The sequence below is a fragment of the Desulfoplanes sp. genome, assembly GCF_054921335.1.
In genome coordinates this window covers 66,521-85,530 of the sequence record NZ_JBUDSQ010000004.1, presented here as the reverse complement: position 1 = coordinate 85,530, position 19,010 = coordinate 66,521, and the positions used below count along the sequence as shown (strand labels likewise).

The 19,010-nt window shown below is 50.7% G+C and carries 17 protein-coding genes and 1 CRISPR repeat array; of the genes, 6 read left to right on the top strand and 11 right to left on the bottom strand.

The features are described from left to right. Window positions 1-4 precede the first annotated feature (4 nt). On the bottom strand, window positions 5-925 hold the full coding sequence (locus ACY692_RS02075) for a transposase (protein WP_462323670.1): 921 nt from the start codon (window positions 923-925) through the stop codon (window positions 5-7). Between the two features lie 218 nt (window positions 926-1,143). On the opposite strand from ACY692_RS02075, the gene ACY692_RS02070 reads away from it, so the two are divergent. Both ACY692_RS02070 and ACY692_RS02065 read left to right on the top strand, forming a co-directional pair. Then, window positions 1,144-1,875 carry a PAS domain-containing protein gene (locus tag ACY692_RS02070; RefSeq protein WP_462323669.1) on the top strand — a complete coding sequence of 244 codons (732 nt, stop codon included), beginning with the start codon at window positions 1,144-1,146 and terminating at the stop codon, window positions 1,873-1,875. A gap of 18 nt (window positions 1,876-1,893) precedes the next feature. Beyond that, entirely contained in the window at window positions 1,894-3,633 is a 1,740-nt protein-coding gene (locus ACY692_RS02065) for a hybrid sensor histidine kinase/response regulator (protein ID WP_462323668.1), read from the top strand. A 3-nt stretch (window positions 3,634-3,636) separates the two neighbouring features. On the opposite strand, the gene ACY692_RS02060 is transcribed toward ACY692_RS02065, so the two are convergent. Next, window positions 3,637-3,828 (bottom strand): hypothetical protein, encoded by a 192-nt coding sequence (locus tag ACY692_RS02060; protein WP_462323667.1) that lies wholly within the window; start codon window positions 3,826-3,828, stop codon window positions 3,637-3,639. Between the two features lie 106 nt (window positions 3,829-3,934). Between ACY692_RS02060 and ACY692_RS02055 the strand changes: the two genes are divergently transcribed. Beyond that, the gene (locus ACY692_RS02055) at window positions 3,935-4,183 is read left to right on the top strand and encodes an antitoxin (RefSeq protein ID WP_462323666.1); all 249 of its coding nucleotides are present in this window, start codon (window positions 3,935-3,937) and stop codon (window positions 4,181-4,183) included. After that, window positions 4,167-4,568: a type II toxin-antitoxin system tRNA(fMet)-specific endonuclease VapC gene (gene vapC / locus ACY692_RS02050; protein WP_462323665.1), complete on the top strand. Its 402-nt coding sequence runs from the start codon at window positions 4,167-4,169 to the stop codon at window positions 4,566-4,568. Before ACY692_RS02055 ends, vapC begins: the two co-directional genes overlap by 17 nt. Window positions 4,569-4,892: 324 nt before the next feature. Further along, window positions 4,893-5,189: a CRISPR direct-repeat array (repeat unit 32 nt; unit sequence GTTTCAATCCACGCCCCTGCACGAGGGGCGAC). Window positions 5,190-5,363: 174 nt separating this feature from the next. Here vapC and cas2 read toward each other — a convergent pair. From cas2 to cas3, 7 genes are all read right to left on the bottom strand, one after another. Further along, entirely contained in the window at window positions 5,364-5,654 is a 291-nt protein-coding gene (gene cas2, locus ACY692_RS02045; RefSeq protein ID WP_462323664.1) for a CRISPR-associated endonuclease Cas2, read from the bottom strand. Between the two features lie 12 nt (window positions 5,655-5,666). After that, entirely contained in the window at window positions 5,667-6,698 is a 1,032-nt protein-coding gene (cas1c, locus tag ACY692_RS02040; RefSeq protein WP_462323663.1) for a type I-C CRISPR-associated endonuclease Cas1c, read from the bottom strand. Then, entirely contained in the window at window positions 6,695-7,321 is a 627-nt protein-coding gene (cas4, locus tag ACY692_RS02035) for a CRISPR-associated protein Cas4 (RefSeq protein WP_462323662.1), read from the bottom strand. The genes cas1c and cas4 overlap by 4 nt, the downstream gene beginning before the upstream one ends. A 265-nt stretch (window positions 7,322-7,586) precedes the next feature. After that, on the bottom strand, window positions 7,587-8,462 hold the full coding sequence (gene cas7c / locus ACY692_RS02030) for a type I-C CRISPR-associated protein Cas7/Csd2 (protein ID WP_462323661.1): 876 nt from the start codon (window positions 8,460-8,462) through the stop codon (window positions 7,587-7,589). Between the two features lie 3 nt (window positions 8,463-8,465). Beyond that, a complete protein-coding gene (gene cas8c, locus ACY692_RS02025) occupies window positions 8,466-10,184 on the bottom strand; it encodes a type I-C CRISPR-associated protein Cas8c/Csd1 (protein WP_462323660.1) in 1,719 nt (572 codons plus the stop codon). A gap of 4 nt (window positions 10,185-10,188) precedes the next feature. Beyond that, complete coding sequence (cas5c, locus tag ACY692_RS02020) at window positions 10,189-10,836, bottom strand: type I-C CRISPR-associated protein Cas5c (protein WP_462323659.1); 648 nt, start codon at window positions 10,834-10,836, stop codon at window positions 10,189-10,191. A 261-nt stretch (window positions 10,837-11,097) separates the two neighbouring features. Further along, window positions 11,098-13,323, bottom strand: coding sequence for a CRISPR-associated helicase Cas3' (gene cas3, locus ACY692_RS02015; protein ID WP_462323658.1), 2,226 nt, complete (start codon window positions 13,321-13,323; stop codon window positions 11,098-11,100). An 882-nt stretch (window positions 13,324-14,205) separates the two neighbouring features. On the opposite strand from cas3, the gene ACY692_RS02010 reads away from it, so the two are divergent. Both ACY692_RS02010 and ACY692_RS02005 read left to right on the top strand, forming a co-directional pair. Next, window positions 14,206-14,742 (top strand): NapC/NirT family cytochrome c, encoded by a 537-nt coding sequence (locus ACY692_RS02010; RefSeq protein WP_462323657.1) that lies wholly within the window; start codon window positions 14,206-14,208, stop codon window positions 14,740-14,742. Between the two features lie 447 nt (window positions 14,743-15,189). After that, window positions 15,190-16,575: a multiheme c-type cytochrome gene (locus tag ACY692_RS02005; protein ID WP_462323656.1), complete on the top strand. Its 1,386-nt coding sequence runs from the start codon at window positions 15,190-15,192 to the stop codon at window positions 16,573-16,575. A 132-nt stretch (window positions 16,576-16,707) separates the two neighbouring features. Here ACY692_RS02005 and ACY692_RS02000 read toward each other — a convergent pair whose 3' ends face one another. Further along, a complete protein-coding gene (locus ACY692_RS02000) occupies window positions 16,708-17,523 on the bottom strand; it encodes a hypothetical protein (protein WP_462323655.1) in 816 nt (271 codons plus the stop codon). 392 nt (window positions 17,524-17,915) lie between these two features. Next, a complete protein-coding gene (secF, locus tag ACY692_RS01995; RefSeq protein ID WP_462323654.1) occupies window positions 17,916-18,998 on the bottom strand; it encodes a protein translocase subunit SecF in 1,083 nt (360 codons plus the stop codon). Window positions 18,999-19,010: the final 12 nt, after the last annotated feature.

The window sequence follows — 19,010 nt, the reverse complement described above, 5'->3', positions numbered from 1 at the left end:
GTTCTCACACCGACTTCAATCGCTTCATGGAATATACACCTTGTGCCCCGGCAAGGGAGGTAAATTTGCGCTCATCCTTGGATTTGAGCAGGTGTTTCACCTGATCAAAAACCTCCCTGACAAATTCCTTTGAGCCCAGTATCCCGGCATCACTGAAGTATCTGGTCCGGTACCAAAAAAGCTCGAACCGTTTCAGCTCGAAATGCTTCTTCCTCTCCTTCTTCACGATCTGTGCGTCCATGGGCTTGCCCTTGCCCGTGTCTACAGCGCCGGTTTCGTACACGAATTGCCTGTACTTACGCATGATTTGAGCCGGTTCCCGCTCGCCCCATTCCTTCATCCCGAAATCCATACACAGCAACCCGTCACGTCCCCCTGTTTGGACATGGTACCCCAGCGAACACCACCGGTATTGCTCCGGCCGCTTCACGATACCGGCCCGGATGGGGTTGAGGTCCACATAGGCCAGCAGGTTCACCAGGGAATACCCGTTCTGAACGATCATCGACTTAAAACGCCCACCCCAGAAATACCCTTCCCGGCCATGGAGTTTGTTGTAGTACCGCGTGAACCCCAGCTTGATATCCTTGACAAATTCCGCCAGGGAAGACCAACGCTCCCGGAATTTTTCAACGGTCTGATCCCCGAACACCCGCCCTTCAGGAAACCATCTTTCCAGCCGATCCCGTACAACATCGTCAGAAAAATGCTCCACAGGATACACCCGGGTCACCAGATGAAAATGATTGGACATGATGCAAAATCCCAAAACATCCACAAAATAGAACCGACTCAACCGGTTAATCACCCCCAACAGGTAGTCCTTCTCCGCAGTCCCCATTGGAAAACCATCCAAGGCGGTCCTGGAAATCACATGATAGACAGTAGGCATATCAGACCTGACAAATCGAGCTATCCTAGGCATATAGACACCTCCAACCCAAAAGCTAAACCTAAAAAACAAGAACACAAATGACTGATTGATATGATGATATTTATCCATACCCCATTCTCAACCGTTTTCCAAGAATTTTCGACCTGTCCCCACTTACGTTTTCCAACGAGGAGCTTGAAACCTCCAAAGAGGAACTCCAATCGCTCAATGAGGAACTCAACACCGTCAACAATGAATTGCAGGACAAATTGAGAACCCTGGAAGAGACCAACAACGACATCACGAATCTTGTCAACAGCACGAACATTGCGGCCATTTTTCTGGACACACGGTTCAATATCAAATTTTACACCCCTTCATCGAAAAAGCTCTTCAACCTCATTGCCACGGATATCGGCAGACCGTTGAAGCATATCACCAAAAGATTTGAAGACGACGAAATCATGAGCGATGCCGAGGATGTTCTGGATACCCTGAGGCTCTCGTCACAATTCATCAGATGTGATGATGGTGAATGGTACAACAGGAAGATCTTCCCCTATCGGACCCAGGATTCAAAAATAGAGGGTATTGTCATCACCTTTGAAAAATCCACGGAGCTGGTACGGACAAAAAAACAACTGAAAAACCGGGAACAGCGGGATGCCGAAATCCAGGCACGCATGCACTACGGCACCTGGGAATACGATCATAAGCAGGATGAACTGCATCTTTCCGAAGAGGCCGGCCGTATATTGGGGATGCCCCCTTCCAACAGAGTTGTACGGCGTGATGCCATGCTCCAGGCCGTCCACCCCGACGACAGGAAGAATCTCGAGCGTGCCTATGCCGAAGCCCTGGAAAACAGAGACCCCTGCACCATGACGTACCGTGTTCATCCGACAGGTGACCGCTTCAACCAGGTCAAGGAGATGTGTACAACAGAATTCGACGATGCCGGTTCCCCGCTGGTTTCTTTTGGCATCGTCCAAAAAATGTAATTCGCGAGGTAGAACGCCATGCCTGACGACAGATCAACGCAGCATGCAAAAATACCCGATCCTCAAACCATATCTCTGCGTTCCCGCGCGGAAAAAATCGCCAATGAATCCAGAGAGGACATTTCCCGGCTCACCATGACCGAAATCAGGGAAATGGTTCACGAACTCAAAGTGCACCAGATCGAGCTGGAGATGCAGAACGAAAATCTGCAGGCCGCCCGGCAGGAGGTGGTACAAACCCGCGACCAATATGCCGAACTCTACGATAATGCCCCGGTAGGATACATGTCGTCCGATACCTTTGGGGTCATTTCACGGGTAAACCTCACCCTGGCCACCATGCTCGGCGTGGACAAGGGCCAGTTGTGCGGAACGACATTGAGCCCATGGTGCGACGACCGGGATGCCTATTATCTCCATTGCCGGAACCTTCTCAAAGGAACAGGCCCATCGAAAATCGATATTCTGCTCACCAGAAGTGACGGTTCAAAAATGTACGTGGCTGTTCAAAGCACACTTCACCGTGAAGATACCGGGCAAAAGCCGGAAATCCGATCCGTGCTGGCCGATATCACGCAACGCAAACACCTCGAAAAACAACTCGAACATGCCCGCAAGATGGAGTCCCTGGGAACCCTGGTAGGCGGCATTGCCCATGAGTTCAACAATATGCTCAGCATCATCATGGGTAACAATGAAATAGCTTCCATGCACGTTACGGAGGGGAACCCGGCACAACAATATATCAAGGAAGTTCATACCGCGTGCCTGCGGGCCAGGGACATGGTGCAGCAGCTTCTCATCTTCGGAGGCACGGGTGACAGCACTGACAGCAACCCACTGAACGTCACCGAAGCCGTACGGGAGTCCATGAGGCTGCTTCGTTCCTCCTTTCCAAAAACCATTACCATCATCGAAAACTATTGCTGCGAAAACCTGCTCATTTCCAGCAACCCGACCAGGATCAGCCAGCTACTCATCAACATCTGCTCCAACGCAGTGGATGCCATGCCGGATACCGGCGGAAGCATCACCGTCGAGCTCGGGACAGCGCACTGCAGCGGACAAACCAATGCCATACCACCCTCACCGGGTGCTCCGCTTGACGACTGCGTCAAGCTGGAGATCAGCGATACCGGGAGCGGCATGTCCCAAAAAACACTCGCCAGGGTGTTCGATCCGTATTTCACCACCAAGGAAATCGGCAAGGGTACAGGTCTCGGCCTGTCCGTCGTCCATGGCATTGTCGAAAGTCATGGCGGTTCCATCACCGTTGCAAGTACACCGGGCAAGGGAACCGTCTTCACCATATACCTCCCCCTTCTGCAAGAGTCCGAACTCCCAAAGAAAGAAAGGGCCGACGAATTGCTCGAAGGAACGGAAACCATCCTCTACGCCGAAGACGATCCCACGGTACGCAAGATCGGCAGACTCCTCATGGAAAGCCTGGGATATACGGTCCACGCCTATGCCGACCCCCGGGGGGCTCTGGATACGTTTGTGAGGGATCCCCTCGCCTTCGACCTGCTTGTGACAGACATGATCATGCCCCACCTGACGGGTGTTCAGCTCGCAGAAAAGATCCTGAGTATACGCCCGAAGATGCCGGTGATTCTCTGTACCGGGTACAGCGAAAAAATTTCCGAACCGGAAGCCCTTGCTGCGGGCATCACCGCATTCGCCATGAAACCCCTGACTCGCAATGATTTCGGCCTGGCCATCGAAAAAACCCTGAAGGGATCACGAACCAGGGGCTGAACCCTATAAAACACGAATGCGAATCACCCGGGAGGATGTGCCTGCAAAAAAATGCTTGCGGGTCAGCACGAACACCAGCCAGGCCGTGGCGAACTGGATCGCAAGGGCCCGGGCCGTGATCGCCCAGTATCCCGGGAAAAGCTTAACGATCAGCGCGGCATCGACCAGTCCCCTATTGAGCGTGATCAGCGTCACTCGTAATCATAAACCAAGTCCACCAGTACGCATACAAGCATAACCCTGACGTTGACACGCCTGTCCACGATATATACCTTACAATATATACCATATGGAGGACATAATGGATACAGCCAAGCTCTTCATGAACGGTCGGAGCCAAGCCCTTCGTTTGCCGAAAGAATATCGATTCGAAGGTGATGAAGTATACATAAAAAAAACTTCCCGGGGGATTCTTCTGATTCCAAAAAATAAAACGATATGGAATACTTGGGAAGCAAATGTAATGAAGTACGACCAGCCTTTCATGCCCGAACGAAACCAGCCGGATCTACAACAAAAAAGGTCGGGACTCGATGAAATATTTGATTGATACCAATATCTGTATCTACATAATGAATAAAAAACCAATCAGGGTCATTCAAAAATTCAAAGATCAAGACATCGGTCAATTGGGCATATCGAGCATTACCGTCTCAGAACTTTGTTATGGCGTATATAAAAGCTCATATCCCAAAAAGAACATGGAACGCTTGGAAGAATTTCTTACACCTTTTGAAATTCTTTCATACGATGATCACGCCTCGATATACTATGGTGAAATCAGATCATATCTTGAATCCAAAGGAAACAGTATCGGTCCGCTCGATCTGTTGATAGCAGCCCATGCGTTGAGCGAAAATTTGGTGCTTGTCACAAACAATGAGAAAGAATTTCAACGGATTCCGTTTTTAACGGTTGAAAACTGGGCCAGATAGACTCAGATAAAATCCCCATCTCCACCATCCCTTCCTGTCCAAAAACCCACAAGAAAAAACGTAACTATTCAGCACGATAACTCGGCATGAGGGGGTATCTTTTCCTGGGAACGCCGAGCGTCTGCTCGGCCTTTCGGATAATGCCCAGGGGTATATATCGTCATCGTTGAGTCCGACGGCACCATTCCCCCTGTTTCCTGCCGGTTCGTACACGCATTGCCGAGCAGACGCTCGGCGTTCCCGGAAGAGAATTTTCGACCTGTCCCCACTTACGTTCTGCACGAGGGGCGACCATCGAAACCCCGAATTATTTTTTCGGAACATGTTTCAATCCACGCCCCTGCACGAGGGGCGACCAGCGCAAAGCTGCCCGATACCTGGGCGCTCGCGGTGTTTCAATCCACGCCCCTGCACGAGGGGCGACCCGATCATACGGACAGCGTCGTGGATATCTGCCGTTTCAATCCACGCCCCTGCACGAGGGGCGACAGTTCGTCGATGGTCACCGCGTAACCCCCTGCCAGTTTCAATCCACGCCCCTGCACGAGGGGCGACCAGCTCCCAGCCCGTTGCAACGCGGATGGGGCCTGTTTCAATCCACGCCCCTGCACGAGGGGCGACCGCCCGCTCACGAACCCATATCCAGCCTAATTTCCCAGATACCATTCCGCGAACGGGGTACAACAAAAAACAAAAAAAACTTCTGAAAACTAATCACATTCCAACACATCAAAATACATCACAAAAAAATACCGCGAACCTCTCTGTAAACCCATGTCCTCTCGCGGTTCGCGGCTATAAGACCAGGGGACCTTGCTGGTTGATTCCAGGTTTAGCCCCGATGTGTTCAACCCGTTTCTCCCAGTTGGCTCCCAGAAAATAAAACCGAAGACTATCCTTGTCCTCGTCCATCTCCCGGATCAATTGGGCCTTCAGGTTTGTCCATTGCGCCGGGTCCACGATACATTCAAACACTGAAAATTGAACCCGTTGACCATAATTCGTACAGACTTTGGCAATACGGCGTAACCGCCGCGGGCCTTGGGCGTCTTTGAGGGAAACATCGTAGCTGACAAGCACCATCATCGGATCGTCCTCCTATTTCCAGACAAACGGCGGATACGCATCAAGGTCTCCTCGGATGTGACGGGCCAGAAGCAGCGCCTGAACATGCCATAATATGCCGATGGTCATTTTTTCTTTGAGAAACGGATGGGTCACCTCCTCCTGTTTTCTGTTCTGATACGCCACGAGCAGCGTCTTGCGGGCTCCGTCACTTAAATGCACAGCTCCGCTTTCCGTATGCTTGAAATCCTTGGGAGCAAGCTGTCCTCTGTTGACCAATGTCAGGGCAAGGCGATCGACGAAAAAAGGACGAAATTCCTCCATGAGATCAAGCGCAAGACTTGGTCTGCCCGGTCTGTCCTTATGCAGGTACCCGACTGCCGGATCAAGCCCGACACATTCAAGGGCACTACGCACGTCATGAACGAGCAGGGTATACAAAAAGGACAATAAACAATTACAGGGATCAAGAGGTGGACGACGATTCCGGCCGGTAAAACCGAAACAGGACTCCCTGGATGTTATCAAGCCGTTAAAAACACCAAAGTACGTATTTGCGGCATCTCCTTCGATACCGCGCAACGAATCCACCTGAAACGTCCGTTTCAATCGCTGCAGAGACGAGGTCAGCTGATCAGCGGCATTGCGAAGACGTTCCCCATTTCCCTTATCCCCATGATCCCGCGCTCCACGCTGCAACACGGTCCGGCAATTGGCTATTTTTCCGGCAAGAACGGATTTGGCAATGCTCCCGCATGCATTCTGATCATCGGCCTTCCTGTACTGCTCCCTCCGCAAAAGCACATTCCCGGAGACAGGTCCCCGCATTGCCGCCAGAAATTTTCCATATTCCGTGAGGTGGGAAATGGTCACATTGTTTCGGGCACAATGTCCCAGCAGATAAGGACTGTAGGAAACCTTACCAAAGCAGACAATGCCCCTCAGGGTATGAACAGGAATCCTTGCCACGGTCTTTTGATCCACACGAACCAGGACGCATTCCCCTTCTTTGGCGAGATAGGTCCCCTGGGTGGTGATAAACAAGGTGTTGAGATGTTTTTTCATAGCGAGAAAACCGAAGAAAGATATCTGGATGCGGAACGACTACTCCCTGTTTTTTCCGGCATGCACACCTCCAGCAAAGAACATGTCGCGCACTTCTTGCTGCGCTTGGCCGTTGGGGTCACCCCTCCTGCAAGCATATCGTGAACGGCCCTGGCCGTATCTTCTGTCGTGGCTCGAAGGGCATGATCAAAATCCACCTCAAGACGGCGTTTGCGCTTTCCATAAAAAAGGGCCCCGCAAGGAACAGCGGTATCCAACATTTCCTCGAGGCACATGGCTTGAGCGCACAGCTGAACCCGATCGGAATCATTGGCCTTGGGACGCCCTCGCTTGTACTCCACAGGAAAAGGAACCCATATTCCTTCTCGCTTGTGAAACTCCACCACATCCGCCTTCCCAGAAACCCCGAGCCGCAAGGACCTGATCAGGAGGCTGGAAGCGATCTTCCGATCCCCACGGATTTCAACCCGCTCGGTATCGACCCGCGAATGCAGCAACTGCCCCTCGGCAGTGTAGCGATTTTCCATCCAGATTTGCTCCAGATGGATAAGACCACACTGCCGGGGACAGAAGAGATAGTGCTGCAAAGCAGAGAGCTGGAAGAGGTCGGATTCCTGATACATGCTGGTACTCGCTACTCTTCGGTGAGGAGATTGATGATCTTCGGGGGAGCCCCCCCTTTTGTTGTCAAATGAAGAGCACTGCATCTGATACTTCGGATGCAGTTGTTGTATTTTTTGCAACAACTGCCTGACGATCCAACGCTCCAGTTCCTAAAATATTCCGAAAAAATTTCGAAATTACGGATTAATTTAACCGAAACAATTCGATCATCTAACTCAATGAGAGCCAACCCCTCCGTCATTATAGGCACATTCAAGCACGTTGCTAGAATTTTACATCTAAAGTCACCTCTTTTGGTACGCCGGTTTCATCAATCGAAACCTCGTAATCATTAAAGGATCGGGCAGGTCCTTCGGATTCGGCCTTTCGGGAAATAGAAACACTATCGAACAATTTATGAGCTGGAGCATTTCCTAATGCGCTGTCATGCTTGAAAACGATCAATCCACGAGCGTTCATTTTTCCCCTGGCCGCTGAGTGATCATGGTCGAACATATTGGCGAGAGATTGCCATAAAAGTTCCAAATCATCATCGGAAAATCCCGTGCCTTTGTCGCCACCAGCCAGGTGTGCGGAGATATACCCCTCAGCCCGATATAGGGCATAGGGAACGATAAACTTGCGTCCCATAGTCCGCTCTTTTTCCAGATCCTTTTCATTGGTAACTGCCATGCGAGTTATGCTTATCTCGGAGGGCATGATCGGCTCGATACTCTTGGCGAATGTCAGCTGAACCGGTCCACGAACCTGACCGCAATTGACTTCCGTGGTCATCACAGCACCAAAACTGCGTACGTCGAAATAATTATCACACATCCACCGGGTCAATTCACGCGCTTTTTGCTGATCCTTGGGAAGTTTCTTTTTTTCCGGCTTTAGTTCAAGGGCCTTGTAGGCCAGCTCATTATTCCGGTTGAGTACAGCCTTTTCCGTGACATAAATATGGTGGCCGTTTTCGTTTCCTTTGGCGATTTCGACAAAGTTTCTGATTTTACGTTTAAGACAGACATCAGTCACAAGACCATGCCCTGTTTCCGGATCAATTCGTGGCATATTGCCCGCATCAGGGTCACCATTGGGATTACCGTTTTCTACGTCAAACAGATACACAAATTCATAACGGTTGCTTATTGCGCTCATGGTTTATTCCTCCACTTTGTCGGTTTTTTTGGTGAAAAGATCTTGCCGCTGCTGATAATATCCCAAGACAAACATTCCCTGTTTTTTCAGATCAAGAGTTGCCGGAAAACCTGTCCGCGAATCGATTTCTTCCAAAATTTCCTGAATTAATTTCTCCAAAGTGACTGCCCAACCCATTTTTGTTTTTCGAATTTTTGCAATTCCATGTTGAACGTTACGCAAGATGATTGGAAACGTTCTACCCGGAGTTGCCGAAGCTGATCCAAAAAATCGATCCCTGACAGTAGAGTTTGAGCCCGGAACAGCATCTTCCTGAATCCGTTCCACAATGGCGAACAATCTGCCAAGCCGGTAGCCTATATCACGGTTTTGTTTATCAAGTGCCATGCTGATCTCCTGTTTCGCGTTACGAGTAAGATATGCTTTAAGGACACAGGCCCTTAAATAGTTGATTTCCTTATCAGCCCGAATACGTGTAATCACTGCGGTCAATAGAGTGCGGGGATAGGGCTGATTCTGGACAATGGCCCGGAGAAGTTGCCCACTTAAAAGGGGCGATATGTTTCGAGAATCTCTCTGGGGAGCAAGCTCTTTAAGCAACCACCATGGGCGAGGATGCTTAGGTTCGCTTTCAAAACTGCGTTTCAGCTCGAGTGCATTGAAATGCTTTCCGATATTTCGGGCGATGCTCCCAACAGTACTGACATTCCAAAAGCGGACTGAAATTCTGGCTGCATTTGGTGAAAGCCCCAGGATGTAAAACGGAATTTCAGGATTCCCCAGTTCTTCGGGACAATCGCCTTTAGATACGGCGTCCAAAAACTGCTCGATTTCTTTTGCCAGTCCCTTATCTTCAGCAGATTTCCCACCTACAGACAATCCGAAAAAAGTTTCCGCTGGGGTCGGAGAATCGGTCCAGAAAAGAGTCGTAGTGTCACCGATCTGCACTTTACGATTGCTGCCTGGTGCCAGTAGATTATTCAGTGCAGTCGTGTACGCAAAGGCGACCTGTTCTGAAATAGGAGCATTGAGGTTCTGCTTTTTCCCGAATGAAACGGCTGAATCGAAATTAAAGGAAACCAGTGAAGCGCCGGCAGTTTGGGCACCAGGAACACCTTTTATTTTAGGATGTGTATTAGGGATAGGGGTATTTACTTTACCTGTCACAAGACACATTCCCGTATGGTGGGAACCGTTTTTGGCCAGATAATCTGACCATGCGTTGCGAAATGCTCTTCGTTCATGCAAAAACGCCCTATCCCCATCCAAACGAAAAACAATATTCGAATCCAGCATTCCATCCCAGCCCATAAGAGCATTTGCATCTTCTGGATTCCAGGATTCTAAAAAGGCGTTGAGCGCCACTGCCCCATCATCTTCAACATCTCCCAAAACTTCCGCGACAAGGGATTTGAATGCTTTATTCGTTTTAGCAGTACGCTCAGGTTTGCCTTTATCATCCACACCAAGGACATAACCGGTATTGTCCCAAGCAAAATTGGCTGTTACCTTGTTAGCCCGATTGACAGGCCCGGGGACCTCGATTTTCAGGGGTTTCCCCTTTTCGTCTCTCAAATCCATCGGATTTCCAAGAAGCACTCCCTCTTGATTGATAGTCAAACAAAAATGAACTCCCTGTTTGCCGAATCCGAATTCAGAAATGTCCTTATTTTCATCCTCAGCTAAGCGATGATAGTAATTATCAAGTGCTTGCAGAATCATGAATTTACCTCCTCGCCTGAGTGCAGTCGATCACACCATCGTGCATGACAGGCCGGAAAAAGTAAGGCTGCATTCCGCTTGTATAATCGATATCATGGAGCATCCAGCCCAAATCTTGTTCGCCGCTCAACAGCGAAGAGGGAATGTCGTCATCAACCAGCTCAAAAAAGGCGGCAAACTCTCGACAACCCAGATACGGACGATGAAAGCACTGCCCTCTACCTGCACGACGTTTGAATATATCCAGATGTTTCCCATCATTTCGATCCTGATCGGAAGTGTATTCAAAATGCGCTTCAATGATATACTCTACATTTCTTAAGACCATGGCGGCACGCTGTTGGCGGTTGTCTTCAATAAAAAGCCGGAGACATCCCTTGCCATTCTTCATGGCAGTATTCACACCGGTCTTCCCTTTGAGAGGAATTTTTGCGGCCACCTCATTGCGTCTGATGTTATCGAAACGCACAGGCTTCATGACGTGGATACGATCGATCACCCACTTGATCGCGGGTTTCCAATAGACGGCTTCCAGAATACCCCGTGCTGCTGAAGGCGTCATGACATCGTAACTGACCCGTTCAACCTTCATTTCAGGGCGAGTAAAACAGGCGTAATCGCCCCAGACCTTGAGTTTTATTCCTTGACTCATCACGTCCTCCTCATTTTCGAGGTGAATATATAGATTGCAAAATAGCTTTAAAAATTTCTCTAGGCTTTGTTTTTTAGGGAAGTCAATTAATTTTTTAATTTAATGAATATTGTATTCGACATCCCAATAAAAAAGCGAAGGCGACGTTAGTTAATGCCCTGCAATTATTTAACTTAATGTTTCAATCCACGCCTTCGCTCCCGGACAATCTCTTTCTAAATTCTGATTTTGTCAATGATTCCGAACTCAAATCTCGCTATGTTAAAAAATCAATGAATGGTCCACTGCAACATCACGAGAAATTTTTAGCCCAAAAACGATATCATAAGCAGAACCGTCAACTAAAACGCGGTAACGATCGTTCAAATATTCAATCGCCCCGGCTTCAGAGAGTGCTAGTAGCTGATATCTGTAAATCTGCACTGTATATTGCTGTAGTCGACGCAATATCCCTCCTACATGATCGGCATACCGCAAAGCCGTGATCAAACTTTGCGCATCATCATTAAAAGGTATGATTATCGGGATCATGTCGTTTTCTATGAGACGAAAACGGTTCCCCACATCGCGGAATGCCCATTTAGGCTTCGGGATATTGAATTCTTCAAGTATCTTTTTTTTATCGAGAAGATCTTTTTTCAACCAATAGGTTTCTGAAAAGAAATGGTTTATGGCAGCAGGAGAAAAAGGATCATTCCCATATTTTCGCAGTGTGGTTTCCGTATTTGATGCGGCCTGTCTAAAAGCCGGTACGACGCCCCCTTCCGGCACAAAGGTGGTCACGACTCCGAGTCCGTTCTTTTTTCCTTCGCGATTGCAGCGTCCTGCCGCCTGGGTAATGGAATCAAGTCCGGCTATTTCCCGGATCACCTCTGGAAAATCCAAATCCACTCCAGCCTCGACGAGCGGTGTACTAATCACTCTACATGGTCGACCCGCTTTCAGGATTTGTTTAATATCGGAGATGACCTTTGAACGGTGCGCCGGGCACATCAAGGCGCTCAGATGCATTGCTCCCGGCTGGTTACAAACTTTTTCAAACAATTCACCTGCCCGTTGTCGGGTATTCACAATGCAGAGTACCTGCTCCTTTTTACCGACAAGATCGGCAATCTGGTCAAGGGAACGTACGCCGATGGATTCAAGGCGAGTTCTCCGAAATTCTATATGCATACGATCCGGATCAGGGGCGATTTCACGAATCCCTTCAAGCCCGACAGTGAATTCCTCACGTTTATTCAAGGCAGGTTGAGTCGCTGTGCAAAGGACGACACTTGCACGATAATTCAAAGAAAGTTCTTCAAGTGCCCTCAAGCAAGGATTCAGGTATTCCACCGGGAGCATCTGCGCTTCATCAAGGATAATGACCGATTCAGCGAGATTGTGTAGTTTGCGACACCGAGAGGGTTTCGCTGCGTAAAGGGATTCAAAAAACTGAACGCTGGTTGTAACCACAACGGGAGCATCCCAGTTTTCACAGGCAAGACGATGACGCAGAGTTGCCTGCTGTTGATCTTTCCCTTCATCCGATGGGGTATCATCAAAATTACTGTGATGTTCGATGACCGAATTTTCAGGAAAAATCTCACGAAAAACCTTTGCGTTTTGTTCAATGATAGAAGTGTAGGGAATAACGTAAATAATCCGTCGTAATCCATGTTTGATAGCATGGAGAAGAGCAAAGGCCATGGACGAGAGGGTCTTTCCTCCACCTGTGGGTACGGTCAGCGTAAACAGACCGGGAGGGAGCCGGGAAGAATTTCGGCAGTGATTGAGGATCTCCGCACGGAGGCGATTTATATGACCTTCCGCCTTGAATCCGGCCAGTTTGTTTTCCAACGTTTGAAGTAACACGGGGAGAGATGGTCCTGGTTTGCGGAGATCGGACTTTTCAGGCTGTAAAAAATGTTCGGTGTCGAGGAAATCCGCATCTACCAACGCCGAGAAAAGCATCCGGGTAAAAAACGTCAGTTGAAATGCGTTAGTGGGCTGGAAAGGCAGAGCCAAAGTCCTGTTCCCCTCAATCAACATCTCGACGACGTCACTGGGAATGTCCTCAGCTTCGTTCAGGAGTGCCTTTAAGGAAATGCTTCCATCCGTTCGCGAATGTCCCCAATTGGGCAGTCCTCCATGATGCCCCGCGATACAATAACTCAATAATTTTCCGGGATCACTCAAGAGATCGTAGGCTATCTTGGCACCGACACTTTTGTGGTCAACATGAATCGAGGAATTTTGAATCAGCTTTTGTTGGAATGCGGGTTTGAGTTTTCCGATGTCATGCAATCTTCCAACGATTTTTCCCCAATCGGAGGCGTTGAAATGAGCGGCACATTTCGATGCGATGTCGGCAACAGATTCAAGGTGATCTTCAAGTGGTTGCCATTTTTTAGGAGGTTCATTCTCTTTCGTATGCGCATAATACATTTTGTTTTTCAGCACGTTGTCCACTTTAATCCCCGCAATGGTTGTTGCTTGATTTGACAAAAGAAAAACGTCCTCCACCCTACCACCCTATTTTCTCCGGGATCAACCATTAGTTTTCGCTCAGACCCTACCTGTAGAGTCTGAGCTGCAATTTTTTTTCGATTTTATGCCGCATCACCGATTTTCCGCATCCTCTTCACGATCTCCCGCACCTTTTCTCACAGCCGGGCCGGTTCCAGGATCTTGAGTTCTGTGCCCCGTCGCATCAGACACCCCATAACCTTTCCGGAGACGGCCATTGCGGTTCCATCTTCTGGGACCCGTCTTGCAGGACAGCTGTTCTTCGACGTTGTCGAACATCTATGAAATGCTTCCCCGTACTCCTGATCAAAATGAACTACAAGAATGTTTTTTCAAATACTTACATTGCCATACAAATTCATCCAACCCGTAAGTATGATCCTGCAAAAAGTCGAAAAACAAGGTTCGAGCTCAAAACCATGTTTTGTAACAACTTGATTTTACTTAAAACTTTCAACTCAAACCTTAGCCTTGCCTGCAAAAATCTTTTTTTGCAGGCACATCCGTAAGGTCACTCGCAAAAATCAGCATTGCAGCACATACAGAAGAATGTTTTTGGAGCCCCTCCCGGGGGGCTCCAAAAACGGGCAATTCATGAATTGCCCCTACGGATGTCTCGGGAAAAAGAGAGAATTTTGGGGAATGGGGGTATGGAGTATGTACGTGTATGCGTACCGGCATGGCCGTGAGATGCCGAGCCGGCGCTCGGCGCTCGCAGGGAGGGACGATTGAACGAAAAAAATCACCGTCATCTTGCCACACCTGAAAATATCAGCTACGGCTCAAGCAGCCCATTGGAATCCAGAGGCCCGAGGGATCCCCAGTATCTATCCTTCAAACTGCAACTTCCGGGAGGAAATGATGAAAAAATTCAGTCCGCTTCTATGGATCATCCTGGGTATCATCATCGCCTTCCCACTGTTCAGCATGACCTATTACACCATGGTCAGGACCTCGACCCCTGATTTCTGCGCCTCCTGCCATGAGATCCGCTGGGCCTACAATACCTGGAAGACGTCAACCCACGTGAACAACGACCAGGGATTCGTGGCCGACTGCATGGACTGCCATCTCCCCGCTCCCCACGACACGGTCAATTTTTTCTACACCAAGACCCTGCACGGCCTCAAAGACGTCTTCGTCCACCTGACCATGGACGGCCCCGAAGACTATGACCACGCCAAGAACCGGGCCAGGGCCTATACCACCTTCAAAAACGACCAGTGCCAGAAATGCCACCGCAACATCGCCTATCTGCCCAGAAACCGGGGGGCCATGCTCGCCCACAAGCAGGTGCTCTACCCACGTCCCGGGTATGAAAAAAAGTGCGTGGATTGCCACTACGACCTCGTGCACAACGAGCGGGATCTTTACGATTACAAGACCTGTCAGAAGTAGAGAACAGACGGTTTTATGTTTTAAGTTTTAAGTAACTGCGGGAGATGAAGCGGGAGGCGGGGAGGCAGGGAGGTGGGAGTCAAATGCGTCATCCCGGACTTGATCCGGGATCTCCCCGGGTTTGGGGTTGCGTTGACGACTGGGACGCTTTTTGGGCCTTCAAGATCCCGGCCTGCGCCGGGATGACGGAATTGGACAAAAATCCGGTTCGAACAGTGACAACTTTTTTTCAGGACTCGACATACTATAGTACTTCGCAGATCAATTGATACTTATTTCTTTGCATTTTTACAGGAATTAAAAAGGGTTATACAGAATATCATGTATCAGTTCATATGCAAAGAACTATAGAATACCTGTATTTTTTACCAGGATTGTTGATTGTGTGCTCATCGTAACCGAGAATTGCTGATCATCATGCAACCATCTTTCGCCAAGGAGGGATTTATGACCGGCTACATCAAAACAGGATTCGTCATCGCATTGCTGCTTGCATTCTGGGTTGCCATTCCCGCTGCGGCCCAGATGGAAAAGGCCAAGGAATTCCGCATCGAACGGGGCATGTCCGAGCAGGCCAAGGCGTGTATTGAATGCCACAAAATGGAATCACCCGGTCTGTTCGTGGACTGGGCGAGCAGTCGACACGCCAGCGCCAACATCACCTGCATCGACTGCCATCAGGCCAAGGAGCATGATCCCGATGTCTCGGACGTCCATTACAAACAGTATCAACGTTCGGACAACCCATGGGGGGTGAAAAAATACCGCGTCCCCGTGGCCGCAGCGGTCACCCCAAAGGACTGTTCCCGCTGCCATCCAGACGAAGTCAAGCAGTATTCCAAAAGCAAACATGCCAACACCCTTGAGATCATTTGGAAGCTTGATCCCTGGCTGAACAAGGGTATGAACAGTGACTGGGAACGTACGGCAGGCTGTTACTACTGCCACGGAACCATACTCAAGAAGACCGGGGACGGGCGCATCGATCCCGCCACCTGGCCCAATGTGGGCGTGGGACGGCTGAACATGGACGGGTCCCTCGGCAGCTGTTCCTCCTGCCATACTCGGCACAAATTCTCGGTGGAGGAATCCCGAAAGCCCGAGGCATGCGGCCAGTGCCATCTGGGGCCCGACCATCCGCAAATAGAAATCTATACGGAATCCAAGCATGGGGCCATCTACGACGCCTTCGGCCATACCTATAACTGGTCGGCGGCCCCGTCCACCTGGACGGCCGGGGTGGACTACAGGAGCCCGAGCTGTGCGGCCTGCCACATGTCCGGTTCCGGTTCGGTCATGACCACCCATGACGTGACCGAACGGCTGGGCTGGGAACTCCAGGCCCCCCTCACGGTTCGGCCCGAAAACTTCAAGCCCTTCCCGGCCCCAACCAGTGGGGTGGCCGAGCAGAAAAAAATGAAGGCCATCTGCATGCAATGCCACGGCAAGAGCTGGGTGGACGCCCATTACGTCAAGCTGGACAGGGCCGTGGAGGAGTACAACAACGTGTATTTCAAGCCGGCCAAGATGATGCTCGATGAACTCTACGCCAAGGGTGCCCTGGACAAGTCCAGATTCTTCGACGAAAAGCTGGAGGTGGAGTTCTACGAGCTCTGGCACCACGAGGGCCGCCGGGCACGCATGGGCACGGCCATGATGGCCCCGGATTATACCTGGTGGCACGGATTCTATGAGTGCAAGCACCGGTTCAACGATTTCATGGCCGAGGCCCGCCATCTCCTTGATACCGGGACCAAGGCGGTCGTCTTCAAGGACTTCCCCAATGCCAACGGTGATACGACCAAACCCGCTGCGATCTTTGGGAAAAAGTAGACCAGGCCATTGCAGGCAAAGAGGTTTGCATACACCAAAAAAGACAAAAAAAGGCCGGGTTCCCTAGGAACCCGGCCCATACAGCAACCATATCACTGCCGTGTCTCGTACAAAACGCTCGTTATTCGATCCTCAAGAAAACAGGTTGCGGAATCGCAGACCGACAAGGCCAAGGAATCCCGCCCCGAACATGAGCAGGGATGGGGGGATGGGTACGGCGTTGGGTTCAAAATTATACGTCGTAGGCTCCTGACCTGCAAAATCAAGGGTGACCATATCGGTAAAGGCATGGTAATCCTCCCCTGCCGAGGATCCCACCCCAAGACTGAGGCCCATGACCAGGGTGTCCCCGCTGAACCAGGGGGTTCCTGCGGAATCGGTCCCCGCGCTCCACTCGGCGAGCTGCAGGTTCTGCTGGGCACCATTGTCCAGGGTAACCCCGCCATCATAACGCCAAAAATCATCATCGGCACCAGATGTATACCAGGTCCCCTTTGTGGTCGATCCATAGGCACCGTTGTAGGCACCCTCCCAGATGAGTTCAATATTGTTCGAACGGCCTTGGTGCAGGTTGCCCCCCTGTGGGTTGGGGTCATAGAGGTGCAGGCGGAGCGCCGGGGTATAGTCCGGATGCAGATTGCTCACGCTGTCCATGGCGATGTTCCATGAAAAGGCAAACGACTCGACATCAGACAGCTTGCCAAAGGCCTCCCCCACGTGGCTCCCCCAGGGGTTCCCGCTTACGAACCGCGTCCTGTCCCCGGTCATTTCAAGGGATCCCTGCCCGCCGGTCCCGTCCGGCATGGTATCGGTGATGGCGCTGGAACCACCCCCGGAGTTTCCGGTGGAGATCCATTGCGTCGTGGACGGGTAGACAATGGTATCGGCCATTGCCGTGGTACACAAACAGAAAAAAGCCATTACGGAACAAAGGGTCCAAAATTTCATTGCCGCCTCCTTGGTGTGCGGGTTGTCAGATATTTCGAGAAGAATGCGATATGGTCCAATGTACCCTGCCCCCTTCCCTGCACCGGGATCAGTGCAGGCCCCTTTACACCGACATGCGATCTTCCGTCCGAGGGACAGGGGAGAGGGGGCACTCCTGATTATATGGCACATGAAATTTCCGTGCCTTTTCATAATTAATTATATTTCAAATAGATAGAAGCCATCTCGCCAAAAAACCAGGCGCTCTCTCTGAAAAATCTGGAGAACCGTGTAGACAAATAGTGGAAATTGGTAGAACCGGATTAAACGGTCTCGAGCAATCTTTACGCAAAAAAGGCGGCCCCTTCCGGGACCGCCTTTTTGCGTCGCTGGATATCGTTTACTTGGAACGGTCAGGAGGCTTCGGCCGCAGCCGTGACCTTGCCGGCATCCGTGGGCTGGTTCTTGGAGAACCCGAGCAGAATGGGACTGGCCACGTAGACCGAGGAGTAGGTACCAACGACCACACCAATGAGCAGGGCAAAGGCGAAATCATGGATCACCCCGCCGCCAAAAAGGTACAGGGCCAGGACCACGAGGAGGGTGGTTCCCGATGTCAGCAGGGTCCGGCTCAGGGTCTGGTTGATGCTGGTGTTGATGATGTCGCGCATTGTCTTGGCCGTCTTGGTGTGGATATTTTCCCGGATCCGGTCAAAAACGATGATCGTGTCATTGAGGGAGTACCCGAGAATGGTCAGGAGAGCGGCCACGATGGTCAGGTCAAAATCCTTGTCCAGCAGGGAGAATATCCCGACGGTGATGGTGATGTCATGGATCAGGGCGACCACCGCCCCAAGGGCGTAGTTGAGTTTCAAATACCAACATAGCCCCACGGTGATAACCATGGCCGCGACAATGAGATAGGTGATGGGCAGGCTCAAAAGCTGGAGCACATAGATCCCTCCCGCCAATCCGGCCGCCATGATACCAGCGGTCATCCACCGCTGCTCGAACCGCCCGGAGATGTAGATGGCGATAAGCAGGACCGCATAGAACAGGGCCTCGAGGGCCTTGGCCCGCAGATCCGCCCCCACCTTGGGTCCGACCATTTCCAGCCGCTGGATCTCAAAGGTCTTGCCGGAAAGCCCCTGGGTCAACGCCTCCTTGACCTGGTTGCGTACCTCCTCTGCCTTCAGGGTTCCCTGCGAGGTGCGCATGAGATACTCGTTGGCCCCGGCCTCACCGAACCGTTGCACGGCCAGCCCGGGAAGGTCCAGAGGAGCCAGGGCATCCTTGATCCCCTTGACTTCAACATCGTCCTGGAACTTGGCCTGGACGACGATGCCGCCGGCGAAATCGATCCCGTATTTGGGTCCGCCCTTGTATATCAGGGAGGCCAACCCGATGAGAATAAGAATCCCGGAGAGAATGAAAGCGCCCTTTCTCAACCCGATGATATTGTAATTGGTGTCTGGCTTGATAATCTGAAGTCCCATTTCCAAAAATCT

Coding starts and splice junctions, on each gene's coding strand:
- cas2 (WP_462323664.1), bottom strand. CDS start 5,654: ATGATGGTGCTTGTCAGCTACGATGTTTCCCTCAAAGACGCCCAAGGC.
- ACY692_RS02010 (WP_462323657.1), top strand. CDS start 14,206: ATGAAAAAATTCAGTCCGCTTCTATGGATCATCCTGGGTATCATCATC.
- ACY692_RS02005 (WP_462323656.1), top strand. CDS start 15,190: ATGACCGGCTACATCAAAACAGGATTCGTCATCGCATTGCTGCTTGCA.
- cas7c (WP_462323661.1), bottom strand. CDS start 8,462: ATGAGCGCAATAAGCAACCGTTATGAATTTGTGTATCTGTTTGACGTA.
- cas8c (WP_462323660.1), bottom strand. CDS start 10,184: ATGATTCTGCAAGCACTTGATAATTACTATCATCGCTTAGCTGAGGAT.
- vapC (WP_462323665.1), top strand. CDS start 4,167: ATGAAATATTTGATTGATACCAATATCTGTATCTACATAATGAATAAA.
- ACY692_RS02065 (WP_462323668.1), top strand. CDS start 1,894: ATGCCTGACGACAGATCAACGCAGCATGCAAAAATACCCGATCCTCAA.
- ACY692_RS02000 (WP_462323655.1), bottom strand. CDS start 17,523: ATGAAATTTTGGACCCTTTGTTCCGTAATGGCTTTTTTCTGTTTGTGT.
- cas4 (WP_462323662.1), bottom strand. CDS start 7,321: ATGTATCAGGAATCCGACCTCTTCCAGCTCTCTGCTTTGCAGCACTAT.
- cas5c (WP_462323659.1), bottom strand. CDS start 10,836: ATGAGTCAAGGAATAAAACTCAAGGTCTGGGGCGATTACGCCTGTTTT.
- cas1c (WP_462323663.1), bottom strand. CDS start 6,698: ATGAAAAAACATCTCAACACCTTGTTTATCACCACCCAGGGGACCTAT.
- ACY692_RS02075 (WP_462323670.1), bottom strand. CDS start 925: ATGCCTAGGATAGCTCGATTTGTCAGGTCTGATATGCCTACTGTCTAT.
- secF (WP_462323654.1), bottom strand. CDS start 18,998: ATGGGACTTCAGATTATCAAGCCAGACACCAATTACAATATCATCGGG.
- ACY692_RS02055 (WP_462323666.1), top strand. CDS start 3,935: ATGGATACAGCCAAGCTCTTCATGAACGGTCGGAGCCAAGCCCTTCGT.